Source organism: Erwinia sp. 198 (assembly GCF_003937915.1).
Lineage (GTDB): Bacteria > Pseudomonadota > Gammaproteobacteria > Enterobacterales > Enterobacteriaceae > Erwinia > Erwinia aeris.
Genome location: NZ_RHUM01000002.1, coordinates 322,075 through 336,928 on the forward strand (window position 1 = coordinate 322,075; position 14,854 = coordinate 336,928).

14 protein-coding genes are annotated in these 14,854 nt (G+C 54.4%); 10 read left to right on the forward strand and 4 right to left on the reverse strand.

Annotation, left to right across the window (positions count from 1 at the left end; translation table 11 throughout):
- Positions 1-37 precede the first annotated feature (37 nt).
- The 3 genes from sppA (at position 38) to pncA (ending at position 3,611) form a co-directional block, all read left to right on the forward strand.
- Positions 38-1,894: a signal peptide peptidase SppA gene (gene sppA, locus EGK14_RS03970; RefSeq protein ID WP_125287760.1), complete on the forward strand. Its 1,857-nt coding sequence runs from the start codon at positions 38-40 to the stop codon at positions 1,892-1,894.
- 81 nt (positions 1,895-1,975) lie between these two features.
- Positions 1,976-2,995: an asparaginase gene (gene ansA / locus EGK14_RS03975; RefSeq protein ID WP_125287761.1), complete on the forward strand. Its 1,020-nt coding sequence runs from the start codon at positions 1,976-1,978 to the stop codon at positions 2,993-2,995.
- Between the two features lie 7 nt (positions 2,996-3,002).
- Positions 3,003-3,611, forward strand: coding sequence for a bifunctional nicotinamidase/pyrazinamidase (gene pncA / locus EGK14_RS03980; RefSeq protein WP_125287762.1), 609 nt, complete (start codon positions 3,003-3,005; stop codon positions 3,609-3,611).
- A 123-nt stretch (positions 3,612-3,734) separates the two neighbouring features.
- Here the strand turns inward: pncA and EGK14_RS03985 are convergent, their stop codons facing one another.
- Together EGK14_RS03985 and msrB are read right to left on the reverse strand one after the other, a co-directional pair.
- Entirely contained in the window at positions 3,735-4,010 is a 276-nt protein-coding gene (locus EGK14_RS03985) for a YeaC family protein (protein ID WP_125287763.1), read from the reverse strand.
- Positions 4,011-4,015: 5 nt separating this feature from the next.
- Positions 4,016-4,420 carry a peptide-methionine (R)-S-oxide reductase MsrB gene (gene msrB, locus EGK14_RS03990; RefSeq protein ID WP_125287764.1) on the reverse strand — a complete coding sequence of 135 codons (405 nt, stop codon included), beginning with the start codon at positions 4,418-4,420 and terminating at the stop codon, positions 4,016-4,018.
- Between the two features lie 335 nt (positions 4,421-4,755).
- Between msrB and gapA the strand changes: the two genes are divergently transcribed.
- Together gapA and EGK14_RS04000 are read left to right on the forward strand one after the other, a co-directional pair.
- Entirely contained in the window at positions 4,756-5,751 is a 996-nt protein-coding gene (gene gapA, locus EGK14_RS03995; RefSeq protein WP_199746355.1) for a glyceraldehyde-3-phosphate dehydrogenase, read from the forward strand.
- Between the two features lie 67 nt (positions 5,752-5,818).
- Positions 5,819-6,697, forward strand: coding sequence for a D-hexose-6-phosphate mutarotase (locus EGK14_RS04000; protein ID WP_125287766.1), 879 nt, complete (start codon positions 5,819-5,821; stop codon positions 6,695-6,697).
- A gap of 33 nt (positions 6,698-6,730) precedes the next feature.
- Here the strand turns inward: EGK14_RS04000 and EGK14_RS04005 are convergent, their stop codons facing one another.
- Positions 6,731-7,579 (reverse strand): aldo/keto reductase, encoded by an 849-nt coding sequence (locus tag EGK14_RS04005; protein ID WP_125287767.1) that lies wholly within the window; start codon positions 7,577-7,579, stop codon positions 6,731-6,733.
- Between the two features lie 77 nt (positions 7,580-7,656).
- Positions 7,657-8,406 carry a MipA/OmpV family protein gene (locus EGK14_RS04010; RefSeq protein ID WP_125287768.1) on the reverse strand — a complete coding sequence of 250 codons (750 nt, stop codon included), beginning with the start codon at positions 8,404-8,406 and terminating at the stop codon, positions 7,657-7,659.
- Positions 8,407-8,453: 47 nt separating this feature from the next.
- On the opposite strand from EGK14_RS04010, the gene EGK14_RS04015 reads away from it, so the two are divergent.
- The 5 genes from EGK14_RS04015 (at position 8,454) to EGK14_RS04035 (ending at position 14,733) form a co-directional block, all read left to right on the forward strand.
- A complete protein-coding gene (locus EGK14_RS04015; protein ID WP_125287769.1) occupies positions 8,454-8,666 on the forward strand; it encodes a hypothetical protein in 213 nt (70 codons plus the stop codon).
- A gap of 171 nt (positions 8,667-8,837) precedes the next feature.
- Positions 8,838-10,772 carry a protein kinase YeaG gene (gene yeaG / locus EGK14_RS04020; RefSeq protein ID WP_125287770.1) on the forward strand — a complete coding sequence of 645 codons (1,935 nt, stop codon included), beginning with the start codon at positions 8,838-8,840 and terminating at the stop codon, positions 10,770-10,772.
- A gap of 70 nt (positions 10,773-10,842) precedes the next feature.
- A complete protein-coding gene (locus tag EGK14_RS04025; RefSeq protein ID WP_125287771.1) occupies positions 10,843-12,120 on the forward strand; it encodes a YeaH/YhbH family protein in 1,278 nt (425 codons plus the stop codon).
- A gap of 584 nt (positions 12,121-12,704) precedes the next feature.
- Complete coding sequence (locus EGK14_RS04030; protein ID WP_125287772.1) at positions 12,705-14,432, forward strand: potassium/proton antiporter; 1,728 nt, start codon at positions 12,705-12,707, stop codon at positions 14,430-14,432.
- Positions 14,433-14,499: 67 nt separating this feature from the next.
- Positions 14,500-14,733 carry a DUF1480 family protein gene (locus EGK14_RS04035; protein WP_125287773.1) on the forward strand — a complete coding sequence of 78 codons (234 nt, stop codon included), beginning with the start codon at positions 14,500-14,502 and terminating at the stop codon, positions 14,731-14,733.
- Positions 14,734-14,854: the final 121 nt, after the last annotated feature.

The following is a 14,854-nucleotide window of genomic DNA, read 5'->3' on the forward strand; positions in this document are numbered from 1 at the left end:
GATTTTCCGGGTTTATTATCGCGATTATGGAGAGACTATGCGCACTTTGTGGCGAGCGATCGCTGGCGTTTTTAAATGGGCCTGGCGCCTGCTGAATTTTATTCGGGAATTTATTCTTAATCTTTTCCTGGTGCTGCTGATTTTGATCTGCGCCGTGGCTTATTTTCAGTTCACCAAATCTTCCGCGCCTGTGGAAACGCAGAAAGGCGCGCTGGTGGTCGACCTTGCCGGTGTGATTGTCGACAAGCCTTCGGTCAGCAATAAGCTCAGCAAGCTTGGCCGCCAGCTGCTTGGCACCAGCAGCGATCGGCTGAAAGAGAATTCGCTGTTTGACGTTGTGGATGCTATTCGCCAGGCGAAAAGCGATGCCAATATTACCGGTATGGTGCTCGATCTGCGCGATTTCGCCGGGGCCGATCAGCCCTCGCTGAGCTATATGGGCAAAGCGCTGCGCGAATTCCGCGACAGCGGCAAACAGATTTACGCCACGGGCGACAGCTACAGCCAGGCGCAATACTATCTCGCCAGCTTCGCCAATAAGATCTACCTGTCGCCTCAGGGCACGGTCGATTTACACGGTTTCGCGACTAACGGGCTTTACTACAAAACGCTGCTGGACAAGCTGAAGGTCAGCTCGCATGTGTTCCGCGTCGGTACCTATAAGTCTGCCGTAGAGCCTTTCCTGCGCGATGATATGTCGCCTGCCGCGCGTGATGCAGACAGCCGCTGGATTGGCGAGCTGTGGCAGAACTATCTTAATACTATCGCTGCCAATCGCCAGGTGACGCCGCAGCAGCTTTTCCCGGGCGCACAGGGCGTGCTTGATGGCCTGCAGAAAGTAGGCGGCGATACCGCACGCTATGCAAAAGATAATAAACTGGTGGATGAACTGGCCTCTCGTTCAGTTGTGGATGCGCAGCTGGGCAAAGTTTTTGGCTGGGACAAGCAGGCGCAGGACTTTAACGGCACCAGCATCTACGATTACTCGCTGAAGGACAAACCGGCGGCCAACGGCAATATTGCCGTTATCATGGCTAACGGCGCGATTATGGATGGCGAAGAAACGCCGGGCAACGTCGGCGGCGATACCACCGCGCTGGCTATTCGCAAGGCGCGCCTGGATAACAAGGTCAAGGCGATTATTCTGCGCGTCAACAGCCCTGGCGGCAGCGTCAGCGCGTCTGAAACCATTCGTGAGGAGCTGGCGGCGGCCAAAGCGGCAGGCAAGCCGGTAGTGGTGTCAATGGGCGGTATGGCGGCTTCCGGCGGTTACTGGATCTCTACGCCGGCGAATTACATTATCGCCAGCCCGAGCACGCTGACCGGCTCTATCGGGATCTTCGGGGTTATCAATACGGTTGAAAACTCGCTGGATGCGATTGGCGTACATACCGACGGCGTGGCGACTTCGCCGCTGGCGGACGTGACCACGACCAAAGCGCTGCCGCCGGAAGTGCAGCAGCTGATGCAGCTGAGCATTGAAAACGGTTATAAAAACTTCCTGGGTCTGGTAGCCAGCTCGCGTGGGAAAACGCCGGAGCAGATCGATCAAATCGCTCAGGGCCACGTCTGGACAGGGAGCGACGCCAAAAGCAACGGCCTGGTCGACGCGCTGGGCGACTTCGACGATGCGGTGGCGAAGGCGGCGGAACTGGCCCATCTCAAGCAATATCAGCTCAACTGGTATCAGGATGAGCCAGGCTTTATGGATCTGCTGTTCAGCCAGATGGACGCATCCGCACGTGCGGCGCTGCCCGAGGCGCTGCAAGCGTATTTGCCTGCGCCGATGTATGACGTAATGGCCGCGATGAAAAACCAGCCGGGCCTGCTCGACAATCTGAACGACCCGCAGAACCGCTATGCGTTCTGCCTGACCTGTAGCCAGGTCAAATAAGCCAAAAGCAGCCCGCTGGTCGGGCTGCTTTTCCCGGTTTTTCCCCTTATACTGCCCTCTTTTTCAAGCCTGAGTAATCACATGCAAAAAAAATCCATCTATGTAGCCTATACCGGCGGCACCATCGGGATGCAGCGTTCCGAGCATGGCTATGTGCCCGTTTCTGGTCATCTGCAAAATCAGCTGGCGAAGATGCCGGAATTCCATCGTGCCGAAATGCCGGATTTCACTATTCACGAGTACCAGCCGCTGATCGACTCTTCCGACATGACGCCGCAGGACTGGCAAACGATTGCGGATGATATTCAGGCTAACTATGACAGGTACGACGGTTTCGTGATCCTGCACGGCACCGATACCATGGCGTTTACCGCCTCCGCACTCTCTTTTATGCTGGAAAATCTGGCCAGGCCGGTGATTGTGACAGGGTCACAGATCCCGCTGGCGGAGCTGCGTTCTGACGGGCAGCAAAACCTGCTTAATTCGCTGTTTGTCGCGGCTAATTATCCCATTAATGAAGTTGCCCTTTTCTTCAATAATCAGCTTTATCGCGGCAACCGTACCACTAAGGCCCATGCCGACGGCTTTAACGCTTTCGCCTCACCTAACCTGCCGCCACTGCTGGAAGCGGGTATCCATATTCGTCGCCTGAACACCCCTCCGGCCCCCGGCGGCCAGGGATCGCTTGTCGTGCGCTCAATAACGCCTCAGCCCGTGGGCGTGGTCACAATTTATCCGGGGATTTCTGCCGACGTGGTGAGCAATTTCCTGCGTCAGCCGGTAAAAGCGCTGATCCTGCGCTCCTACGGGGTTGGCAACGCGCCGCAGGATCCGGCTTTCCTGAAAGAGCTGCAGGAAGCCTCCGATCGCGGCATTGTCGTAGTGAACCTGACGCAATGTATGTCCGGCAAGGTGAACATGGGCGGTTACGCTACGGGGAACGCGCTGGCGCTGGCGGGCGTGGTAAGCGGCTACGATATGACCGTGGAGGCAACGCTGACCAAGCTGCATTTTCTGCTCAGCCAGAACCTTTCCAGCGATGAAGTTCGCCAGCAAATGCAGGTGAATTTGCGCGGCGAGCTGACTCCTGACGAAAAGTGAGATAAGCATGAGCCAGGCCCTGATCCTGATCGATCTGCAAAATGATTTTTGCCCCGGCGTCGCGCTGGCCGTGAAGGACGGCGACAGCACCCTCGCGGTCGCTAACCGGTATGCGGCAGAGTTTCATCGGGTTCAGCGGCCGGTGGTGGCGACGCTGGACTGGCATCCGGCTAACCACGGCAGCTTTGCGTCAGTGTCGGGCAAGCCGGCGGGCACGCTGGGCGAACTGGACGGCCTGCCGCAAATATGGTGGCCGGATCATTGCGTACAGTGTAGCGCAGGCGCAGAGCTGCATCCTGAGCTGAACCGGCGCTATCTGAGCATGCAGATTTATAAAGGCGAGCAGCCGCTGATCGACAGCTATAGCGCATTTTTTGATAACGGCCACCGCAGCAAAACGGCGCTGGATAGCTGGCTGAAAAGCCGGGGCGTCACCAGCCTGACGATGATGGGCCTGGCGACGGACTACTGCGTAAAATACAGCGTGCTGGACGCGCTGGCGCTCGGCTATCAGGTTCAGGTCGTCGCCGCAGGGTGTCGGGGCGTAAACCTGTCACCGCAGGACAGTGAGATTGCGCTGGCAGAAATGGCGAATAAAGGCGCGATCGTTATTTAAACCGTGCCGCAGACGCTGCACCTCCCGCCGGCACATCCATGCCGCTTTTCGTCACCAGGCTAACCGGGCCTGCTCGCCCGGTTACCATCAGGTCACCGGGCTTTATCATGGCATCAGACAATATCAGTGCAGCCTGATAGGGGTGATGTCGTCGTCGATGCCGAATTCCTCTTTCAGCTGTTTCTTGCTTTTGGTCACCATTTCGCCGCCCTTGCCCACGCTCATATGCTGCGGCTCGTCGTTATGACGCGCCTGCCATAGCATCACCAGCTGCAGGCTGTTCTCTTTCTGCTCTGGCGTCAGGGCCACGCCGTCGGCCCATTTACCGGTTTCGACCGCCGTAGCCAGGCGGTGATAAACCTCGGGCGTCATGGCGGCGATGATCTCATCCAGCTCCATAGCGTCTATCCTTTAATCTGAGTGCCATCTTCATCGGTGAAACTTAATGAAGCAGAGTTGACGCAGTAGCGCTCGCCCGTCGGCTGAGGGCCGTCGGGAAAAACGTGCCCCAGATGGGCATCGCAGGTACCGCAGCGGATTTCTATCCGTTGCATCCCGTGCGAGTCATCTTCCAGATAGCGGATGGCGTCATCGCTGTAGGGCTGATAAAAACTCGGCCAGCCGCAGCCCGAATCATATTTGGTGCCGGACAGGAACAGCGGCGAGTTACAAACGAGGCAATGATAAATCCCTTCGTGCTTGTTGTGCAGCAGCTTGCCGGAGTACGGCGGCTCTGTACCGCGCTGCTGCGTAACGTAGCGCTGCATTTCGTTGAGGTCGGTTTCAGGTTTCAGTGGGCGTTCGGCCATATCAGGTATCTCTGGCTAAGTGGTCTGAAGATTCCTACATTCTAACAAATGCATAACAACGTCAGGGGATTTTTCATGCTCAGGCGGAGTCTGAAAGTGACCGGGCAATGAAATTGTGACTTAGATCACCCTTTAAAATCCCGACCCCTTTATATTCGGGCCGAATGCCCCAAACTAAAGGTAAGACGCTCGTCGCGGAAGGCGTTTTCAGGCGATTATTCCTGCTCCAGGGTTTGATTTGTCGCAACTATTGAAGCGATTCCGCTTGACGCCTGATAAGGTTTTTGTAATTTTACAGCCAACCTTTTATTCACTAACAACAGCTGGTGGAATATATGACTATCAAAGTAGGTATCAACGGTTTTGGCCGCATCGGTCGCATCGTTTTCCGTGCTGCTCAGCAGCGTTCCGACGTAGAAATCGTTGCGATCAACGATCTGCTGGACGCCGAGTACATGGCTTACATGCTGAAGTATGACTCTACGCACGGCCGTTTCGACGGCACTGTAGAAGTTAAAGATGGCCATCTGGTTGTTAACGGCAAAACCATCCGTGTTACCGCTGAAAGAGATCCAGCTAACCTGAAGTGGGACGAAGTCGGTGTTGACGTGGTTGCCGAAGCAACAGGTATCTTCCTGACCGACGAAACCGCTCGCAAACACATCCAGGCTGGCGCGAAGAAAGTTGTTCTGACCGGTCCTTCCAAAGATGACACCCCAATGTTCGTTATGGGTGTTAACCACAAGGCGTATGCTGGCCAGGAAATCGTTTCTAACGCATCCTGCACCACCAACTGCCTGGCGCCGCTGGCAAAAGTTATCAACGATAAGTTCGGCATCGTTGAAGCGCTGATGACCACCGTTCACGCCACTACCGCTACGCAGAAAACCGTTGACGGCCCGTCTCACAAAGACTGGCGCGGCGGCCGCGGCGCATCTCAGAACATCATCCCATCTTCTACCGGCGCAGCTAAAGCGGTAGGTAAAGTGATCCCTGAGCTGAACGGCAAACTGACCGGTATGGCTTTCCGCGTGCCTACCCCTAACGTTTCTGTGGTTGACCTGACCGCGCGTCTGGCTAAGCCTGCTTCTTACAAAGAAATTTGTGAAGCTATCAAGGCAGCGGCTGAAGGCGAGCTGAAAGGCATTCTTGGTTATACCGAAGACGAAGTGGTTTCTACCGATTTCAACGGCGAAACCCTGACTTCCGTATTCGATGCTAAAGCCGGTATCGCACTGAGCGACACCTTTGTTAAGCTGGTTTCCTGGTACGATAACGAAACCGGTTACTCTAACAAGGTTCTGGATCTGATCGCACATATCGCAAAATAATCGCGATAAGCTGATTCTGAGGGCGACTACGGTCGCCCTTTTTTTTCGTTGAGTAACAGGAGCTCCGATGAACGAAAAACTTTTTTCGCTGCCCGTAGCCGACCAAATCACGCCCTACATTTCACTGCGCACAATGGGCGAGCTGCCCGTAGTGGTTATCGCGCATCCGAAGGTGCGCGCGGCCGTGACGCTGCAGGGCGCGCAGCTGGTTGCCTGGCAGCCCAGCGGCGAGAAACCGGTTATCTGGCTGAGTGAGAAAACGGCGTGGACGTCCGGCAAAGCCATCCGCGGCGGCGTGCCCGTCTGCTGGCCATGGTTCGGCCCGGCCGGCGAACCGGCGCACGGCTTTGCCCGCTCGCTGCCCTGGACGCTGTCGGCGCACGACGAGAACGAAGAAAGCGTGATGCTGACGCTGACGCTGGAAAGCAGCGAGCAGACGAAAAAATTCTGGCCGCACGATTTTACGCTGTTTGCTCGTTTCCGCTTCAGCGATCGCTGTGAAATTGAGCTGGAAGCGCACGGCGACTTTGAGGCCACCGGCGCCCTGCACACTTACTTTGCCGTGGCGGATATCGCGGGCGTAGAGGTGAGCGGCCTGGGTCAGCCTTATATCGATAAGGTAAAAGATAATGCTGAAGGCCGTGCCGAAAACGGCAGGCAAACCTATCCCGATCGTGTCGATCGCATTTTTACCCAGCCGGAAGATTGCAGCACTATCCACGATACGGCGGGCAACAGGATCATAGAGGTTTATCATCACTATCATAGTGACGTTGTCACCTGGAATCCCGGCCCGGCGCTTTCGTGCAGCATGAGCGATATGGCAAACGAAGGCTATAAAAGCATGGTTTGCGTGGAAACGGCTCACGTGACGCAGCCAATGGTAAGCGCGGGCGAGTCTCCGGCCCGGCTGGCAACCACGATTAAAGTGCGCAAACGCGCTTAGTGAAGACGGCGGGCGCAATGCCCGCCTGCGGTACTACACCACGTCCAGCGGCATCTTGCGATTAGGCGGCGGGAAAGCTTCGTTGATTAACGCCAGTTCCTCATTGCTCAATACAACGTCCAGCGCGGCGGCGTTTTCAGCCACGTGCTGCAGCGAACTGGCTTTAGGGATCGCCATAATGCCTTCTTTGCGAATAACCCAGGCCAGCAGCAGCTGCGCCGTGGTAATGCCCTTTTGTTGTGCAATATTGTTCACAACAGGATGAGTCAACAAATCGTGCCGCAGTCGGCCAGCCTGCGCCAAGGGGCAATAGGCCATTACCGGGATCGCATACTGCTGGCAGTCCGGCAATAAATCATATTCAATACCGCGCGAAGCCAGATGGTAAAGTACCTGATTAGCCGCGCAGGCTTGCCCCCCCTCTTCGGCCAGCAGTTCTTTCAGGTCGCTACTGTCAAAATTTGACACGCCCCAGTGTCGGATTTTACCCGCCTGCTGTAGCTTCTCCATTGCCGTGATGGTTTCTTCCAGCGGAACCGTGCCGCGCCAGTGGAGAAGATAAAGATCGAGATAGTCAGTTTGCAGACGACGTAAGCTGCGTTCGCAGGCTTCCACGGCATCCACTACGCCCGCGTTCCACGGATAAACTTTTGAAACCAGCCAGGCGCTGTCGCGGCGGCCGCGCAGCGCTTCGCCTACCACCTCTTCCGCGCCGCCGTCCGCATACATTTCAGCGGTATCAATCAGCTTCAGCCCGTGCTCAAGCCCGGCCTGTAATGCCGTGATTTCCTGGCCTCGCCTGCTGCTTTCCTCGCCCATATACCAGGTTCCCTGGCCGATAGCCGGTAGGCTCTGGTCGGAGAAAGTTACGATTTTGGTCATCATGCCCTCCTGCACTGTTTCAGATCGCCATCATGATGCAAAAGGGCGCCGGACGCCCTTTTATGATGCAACCTTAATTAAAAGGTGTAGCTGATGCCGGTCCAGACGCTGGCCTGAGAATCCTTGTCTACCATCGGACTGTCTTTGACTTCGTCGCTCAGGCGCGTATAGCGACCGGCAACCGTGGCGTTCCAGCTTTTATTGATCGCCCAGGCAGCCGTCAGCTCCAGGTAAGGGTTCCAGCTGTCGTCGGCATCGTAGCTACGCAACCCGCTACGGCGCGATTCATTTTTGGAAACGCCATAATAGTAATCATTCTGGTTTTCGCTGCTGTAGAGCGCGCCGATGCCCGGCGTCAGGGTGAAATCACCGAAGTGGAAGCTGTAGAGATAAGTCAGATCCCAGATATAGCCGTCGCTGTTATCCAGCATATCGCCAGCCAGCACCGTCCTGATCGTACCCCAGTCAGCCGTATGGCGATAAGCCAGGCCGCCCATCAGCGTCATATGACGCTTATCCAGCGCTTTCAGCTGTTTGTTGTCGGTATCATCAGGATCGAAATTCTGCGGCGAGCCCAGCACCGTCAGCGACAGCTGATCCTGCGAATCTTTCCAGAGGTAGTAGCCCGCCGTTAGGCTGCGCACGTAAAAGCTGTCGCCTTCATAGTTAATGACAGGTACCGGGTAATAACGGTCGTCTCCGCCTTTATAAGGGCTTTGGCTGTAAATCACCGAGGCACCAAGCGTTAACGGGTTGGCATGAGCTATGCCAGCGGTAAAACAAACGGGTAAAAGCACGGCAAGCGCGCTAACTTTGAAATAGTTCACAATTAATTCATTCCATAAATATAACAATCAGCCAGAGGAGTTTATCAGTGTTACATCATTTGTTTAAAATTTTAAAGATACTGCCGCACGTAGAATCAACTTTAACACCGCCAGCGCCTGAAGATACCAGGCGCGCTTATTTACAAAATCCCGCCAGCCCGCATCAGGCAAGGGGCAGCGCTAAGATCAATTCTGACTTTGTTATTGAAATTGCATCAGAAATGCGAGGAGGTTCAGGAAATTTCCTGAATGCCAACTAAGCTTTAATCAAAGACGCTAAGTTTGAAGAGCAGAGTAACCATCTTTGTTGTGTATCCCGATTAGAAGTCAGGTTGGCATAAGGGTTGCTGTACTCATTATAAGTTCCTTCAGGGGCTTTCCCTCATTAGGCTCCTGGTACCTGTGCTAAAAACGAAAGGACGGGCATCGCTATGAATATATTCGATCACTATCGTCAGCGTTATGAAGCTGCCAAGGACGAAGAGTTCACACTGCAGGAATTTCTTACCGTTTGCCGGCAAGATCGTAGTGCATACGCCAACGCGGCAGAAAGGCTATTAATGGCTATTGGTGAGCCAATAATGGTCGATACTGCTCAGGAGCCACGCCTTTCCCGACTGTTTTCCAATCGCGTCATTGCACGCTATCCCGCCTTTGAAGAGTTTTACGGCATGGAGGAAGCGATTGAACAAATCGTTTCTTATCTGAAGCATGCCGCGCAGGGGCTGGAAGAGAAGAAACAGATCCTCTATCTGCTGGGCCCGGTAGGCGGCGGTAAATCCTCGCTTGCCGAGCGTCTGAAGTCTTTAATGCAGCGCGTACCCATTTACGTGCTCAGCGCCGACGGCGAACGCAGTCCGGTCAACGATCATCCGCTGTGCCTGTTTAATCCGCAGGAAGACGCCAATATTCTTGAAAAAGAGTACGGCGTGCCGCGGCGTTATCTCGGCACCATTATGTCCCCCTGGGCGGCCAAACGGCTGCATGAGTTTGGCGGCGATATTTCCCGCTTTAAGGTAGTTAAAGTCTGGCCGTCGATTCTGGAACAGCTCGCCATTGCCAAAACCGAACCGGGCGATGAAAACAACCAGGATATTTCCGCGCTGGTGGGTAAGGTGGATATCCGCAAGCTGGAGAACCACGCGCAGAACGATCCGGACGCCTATGGCTATTCTGGTGCGCTGTGCCGGGCTAACCAGGGGATTATGGAATTCGTCGAGATGTTTAAAGCGCCAATCAAGGTGCTGCATCCTTTACTGACGGCGACTCAGGAAGGTAACTATAACGGTACCGAAGGGATTTCCGCCCTGCCTTTCAACGGCATCATTCTGGCGCACTCCAACGAATCAGAATGGGTGACCTTCCGTAATAACAAAAACAACGAGGCGTTCCTTGACCGTGTTTATATCGTCAAGGTGCCTTACTGCCTGCGTGTGTCGGAAGAGATCAAGATCTACGACAAGCTGCTTGATCACAGCGAGCTGACGCACGCGCCATGCGCGCCCGGCACGCTGGAAACGCTGGCCCGCTTCTCAATTCTTTCTCGCCTGAAAGAGCCGGAAAACTCCAGCACCTACTCGAAAATGCGCGTCTATGACGGCGAAAGCCTGAAAGATACCGATCCAAAAGCCAAATCCTACCAGGAATACCGTGATTATGCCGGGGTCGATGAGGGCATGAACGGTTTGTCCACCCGCTTCGCCTTTAAGATCCTGTCACGCGTGTTCAACTTCGATCATACCGAAGTTGCCGCCAACCCGGTGCATCTGTTCTACGTGCTGGAGCAGCAAATCGAACGCGAACAGTTCCCGCAGGATTTAGCTGAAAAATACCTTGAGCATCTGAAAGGCTATTTGATCCCAAAATATGCCGAGTTTATTGGCAAAGAGATCCAGACCGCCTACCTGGAATCTTATTCAGAGTATGGTCAGAATATCTTTGACCGCTATGTAACCTATGCCGATTTCTGGATCCAGGATCAGGAATACCGCGACCCGGACACCGGCCAGCTGTTCGACCGCGAATCGCTGAATGCGGAGCTGGAAAAAATCGAGAAGCCTGCCGGGATCAGTAATCCAAAAGACTTCCGTAACGAGATCGTTAACTTTGTGCTGCGTGCCCGCGCCCATAACAGCGGGCGTAATCCAAACTGGACCAGCTATGAAAAACTGCGCACGGTAATTGAGAAGAAGATGTTCTCGAATACCGAGGAACTGCTGCCGGTTATTTCGTTCAATGCCAAAACGTCCACGGATGAACAGAAAAAACATGATGATTTCGTCGACCGTATGATGGAAAAAGGCTATACCCGCAAGCAGGTTCGTCTGCTGTGCGAATGGTATCTGCGCGTGAGAAAATCATCCTAAACCCGACTTCATAAATGCATTCCCGTGGGTCAGCAAACCTGGCCCAACGGCAACGTTGTTTGGGGGAATTATGGCCTATTTTATCGATCGGCGTCTTAACGGTAAAAACAAAAGCGCGGTGAACCGCCAGCGCTTTTTACGCCGCTATAAGTCGCAAATCAAACAGTCGATCTCCGAGGCCATTAATAAGCGTTCGGTAACCGACGTTGAGAGCGGCGAGTCAGTTTCTATCCCCGTTGATGATATCAACGAACCGGTATTTCATCAGGGCCGAGGCGGTCAGCGCCATCGCGTACATCCCGGCAATGACCATTTTGTGCAAAACGATCGTGTCGAGCGTCCTCAGGGAGGCGGCGGCGGCGGCGGTAGCGGTCAGGGCAATGCCAGTCAGGATGGCGAGGGCAAAGATGAATTCGTCTTTAATATCTCTAAAGATGAGTATCTGGATCTGTTGTTTGAAGATCTGGCCCTGCCGAACCTGAAAAAGAATCAGCATCGTCAGCTGAACGAGTACAAGGTGCATCGCGCCGGCTTCACGTCTAACGGCGTGCCGGCAAATATCAGCGTGGTGCGTTCGCTCCAGAACTCGCTGGCGCGGCGTACGGCTATGACGGCCGGGAAGCGGCGAATGCTGGGTGAACTGGAGGCCGCGCTGGAAGCGGTGCAGAAAGCCGAACCGGCCCAGCTGCTGGAAGAAGAGCATCTGCGCCAGGAGATTGCCGACCTGCGCGCCCGTATTAAACGCGTGCCCTTTATCGATACCTTTGATCTGCGCTATAAAAACTTTGAGAAGCGTCCCGAGCCGTCCAGTCAGGCCGTGATGTTCTGCCTGATGGATGTTTCCGGCTCCATGGATCAGGCCACCAAAGATATGGCTAAACGCTTTTATATTCTGCTCTATCTGTTCCTGAGCAGAACCTATAAAAACGTTGAGGTGGTTTATATTCGCCATCATACGCAGGCGAAAGAAGTGGACGAGCAGGAATTTTTCTACTCGCAGGAAACGGGCGGTACCATTGTTTCCAGCGCCCTGAAGCTGATGGATGAGGTGGTGAAGGAGCGTTACGATCCGGCGCAGTGGAATATTTATGCTGCTCAGGCTTCCGATGGCGATAACTGGGCGGACGATTCACCGCTCTGTCATGAAATTCTGGCTAAACATATTTTGCCGGTAGTACGTTATTACAGCTACATCGAAATTACCCGCCGCGCCCATCAGACGCTATGGCGCGAATACGAGCATTTACAGGCGGTGTTCGACAACTTTGCTATCCAACATATTCGTGAGCCGGAAGATATTTATCCGGTATTCCGCGAGCTTTTCCACAAGCAGGCGGAAAATGCCTGAAAGCAGTGATAAATCAGTCAGCATTTTGGGCTGGCTGATTTTCTTCTTTCCCGCCTTATCAACATCCAGCGCTGCCTGCAGCCGCCCTTCAACCCCAGGCCCTTTTTACAGCTTTTGCAAAATGGCGTAGCGGTCAGACAGCAAGCAGCCTTCTGAAAAACCTGCTCCTGCAGAGTGGTTCGCGTTTCGCTCTCAATGCCTTAAAGCGTTTTTATCCTTGCCTTATGCTTCATCGCCGTCAGGCCAGACTAACGCCGAAAACGGGCTGCGATACAACGCTTGCCGCTGCTGATTAGGCAGTAAATACCCCTTCTTTCTCCCGTTTCGCTCTCATCCTTCGCGCCAGTCCCTCTCAGGTTAACGACATTAATCGTATTCCGATGTCAAAAGCACAGGCTATTTGTTACTATTATTCCCGCGATCGTTCCATAATTTCTAAATTATCATACACTTGTTAGCCGAAGCAGTAGAAAACACGCCAAAACAGCCGTGGCGAAACAAAATTGCCCCTATTCACATATTCAGGGTATGCTTACGGCACGCCATCAACGCAGCTTTTTTGTCAGATACAGGAGATTGCCCCATTGGAAGCCAGTGCTATCTATAGTCTGTTTATCATCGGTTCAGTGCTGGTAGCGGCAAGCATCTTGCTCAGTTCCTTCTCTTCAAAGCTCGGCATCCCTATTCTGGTTATTTTTCTCGCGCTGGGCATGTTGGCCGGCGTGGACGGCATTGGCGGCATCGCTTTTGATAATTATCCTGCCGCTTACCTTATCAGTAACCTGGCGCTGGCGGTTATCCTGCTGGATGGCGGAATGCGCACCCAGGCCAGCTCGTTCAAAGTCGCGCTGGGCCCGGCGCTCTCGCTGTCGACCATCGGCGTGCTGATTACGGCCGGACTGACCGGCATGGCGGCCGCCTGGCTGTTTAACCTGAGCATGATCGAGGGCTTCCTGGTAGGGGCGATTATCGGTTCGACCGACGCGGCGGCCGTATTTTCGCTGCTCGGCGGTAAAGGACTGAATGAACGCGTCAGCGCCACGCTGGAAATGGAGTCCGGCAGCAACGATCCTATGGCGGTGTTCCTGACTATTACGCTGATTGAAATGCTGGAACAGGGTCAGACCGGCCTGAGCTGGATGTTTATCGTGCATCTTATCCAGCAGTTTGGTTTGGGTATCGTGCTGGGCCTGGGCGGCGGCTGGGCATTGTTGCAGCTGATTAATCGCGTATCGCTGGCCAGCGGGCTTTATCCGCTGCTGGCCGTCAGCGGCGGTATTCTGGTGTTTGCACTGACTACCGTGCTGGAAGGCAGTGGTATTCTGGCGGTCTACCTTTGCGGCTTCTGGCTGGGCAATAACCCAATACGCAACCGACATGGCATTCTGCAAACCTTTGACGGCATGGCCTGGCTGAGCCAGATAGGCATGTTCCTGGTGCTGGGGCTGCTGGTGAATCCTACCGATCTCTGGAATATCGCCTTACCGGCTATGCTGCTGTCGCTGTGGCTGATCCTGTTTGCCCGCCCGCTCTCCGTTTTTGTTGGTCTGCTGCCGTTTCGTGGGTTTACCACGCGTGAGCGCTTCTTTATCAGCTGGGTCGGGCTGCGCGGCGCGGTGCCTATTATCCTGGCGGTTTTCCCAATGATGGCCGGATTGCCGCATGCCTCGCTGTTCTTTAACATCGCGTTCTTTGTGGTGCTGGTTTCGCTAATGGTACAGGGAACCTCTCTCGGCTATGCTGCCCGCAAAGCCAGGGTGATCGTGCCGCCTACCGCCTCGCCTGTTTCCCGCGTGGGCCTGGATATCCACCCTGAGAATCCCTGGGAGCAGTTTGTCTACCAGCTGGCCGGGGATAAATGGTGTATCGGCGCCGCGCTGCGCGAACTGAAAATGCCGCGCGAGACCCGTATCGCCGCGCTTTTCCGCGATAATCTGCTGCTGCATCCAACCGGCAATACCCGCCTGCGCGAAGGCGACGTGCTGTGCGTGATTGGTCGCGAAAAGGATCTGCCGGAACTGGGTAAACTGTTTAGCCAGTCGCCGCCGGTTTCGCTCGATCAGCGCTTCTTTGGCGACTTTATTCTTCAGGCCGATGCTCGCCTGCACGACGTTTCAGAAATTTACGGCATTGAGCTGGATGACGAGATGAATATGCAGCAGACGCTCGGGCATCTGGTCGCCAGCATGATTGGCGGCGCGCCGGTGGTTGGCGATCAGGTAGAATGGAAAAACATGATTTGGACAGTGGCGGAAAAACAGGATAACGAAATAGTGAAAATCGGCGTGCGGATGGCGGAAGAGCGAGAATAATCCTGGGGCTGATTCGCATATAGCGACTATGCTTAAAGTTCGTGTCTAATCCGGAAGGGAGAAAATCATGGGTCATGTCGTAAAGATTGGTCGCTATGAAATTATCGACGCAGAGCTGGATGCGCAAAACGTCGATACGGTCGTTATTCCCTGCAAGACCAACCCGGCGCTGAGCTATCAGCTCGACGGGTGGGATAATGAGACCAGCGTGCCCGCCTGGATTGATGGCGAACCTGTTGATCTGGCTATCGGCCACTACGATACCGAGCAGGATCAGTGGGTACTGAAAAAGCCAGCCTGAATCAAAACCGCTTATCTGACCGCCGCGTTATTTCGCGGCGGTGAGCTATAATAATGTCTTATATTTGTTATACGCCTGTCATAAATTATCTTTTGCAATTTAATTTCCCGCTTCGTTTACC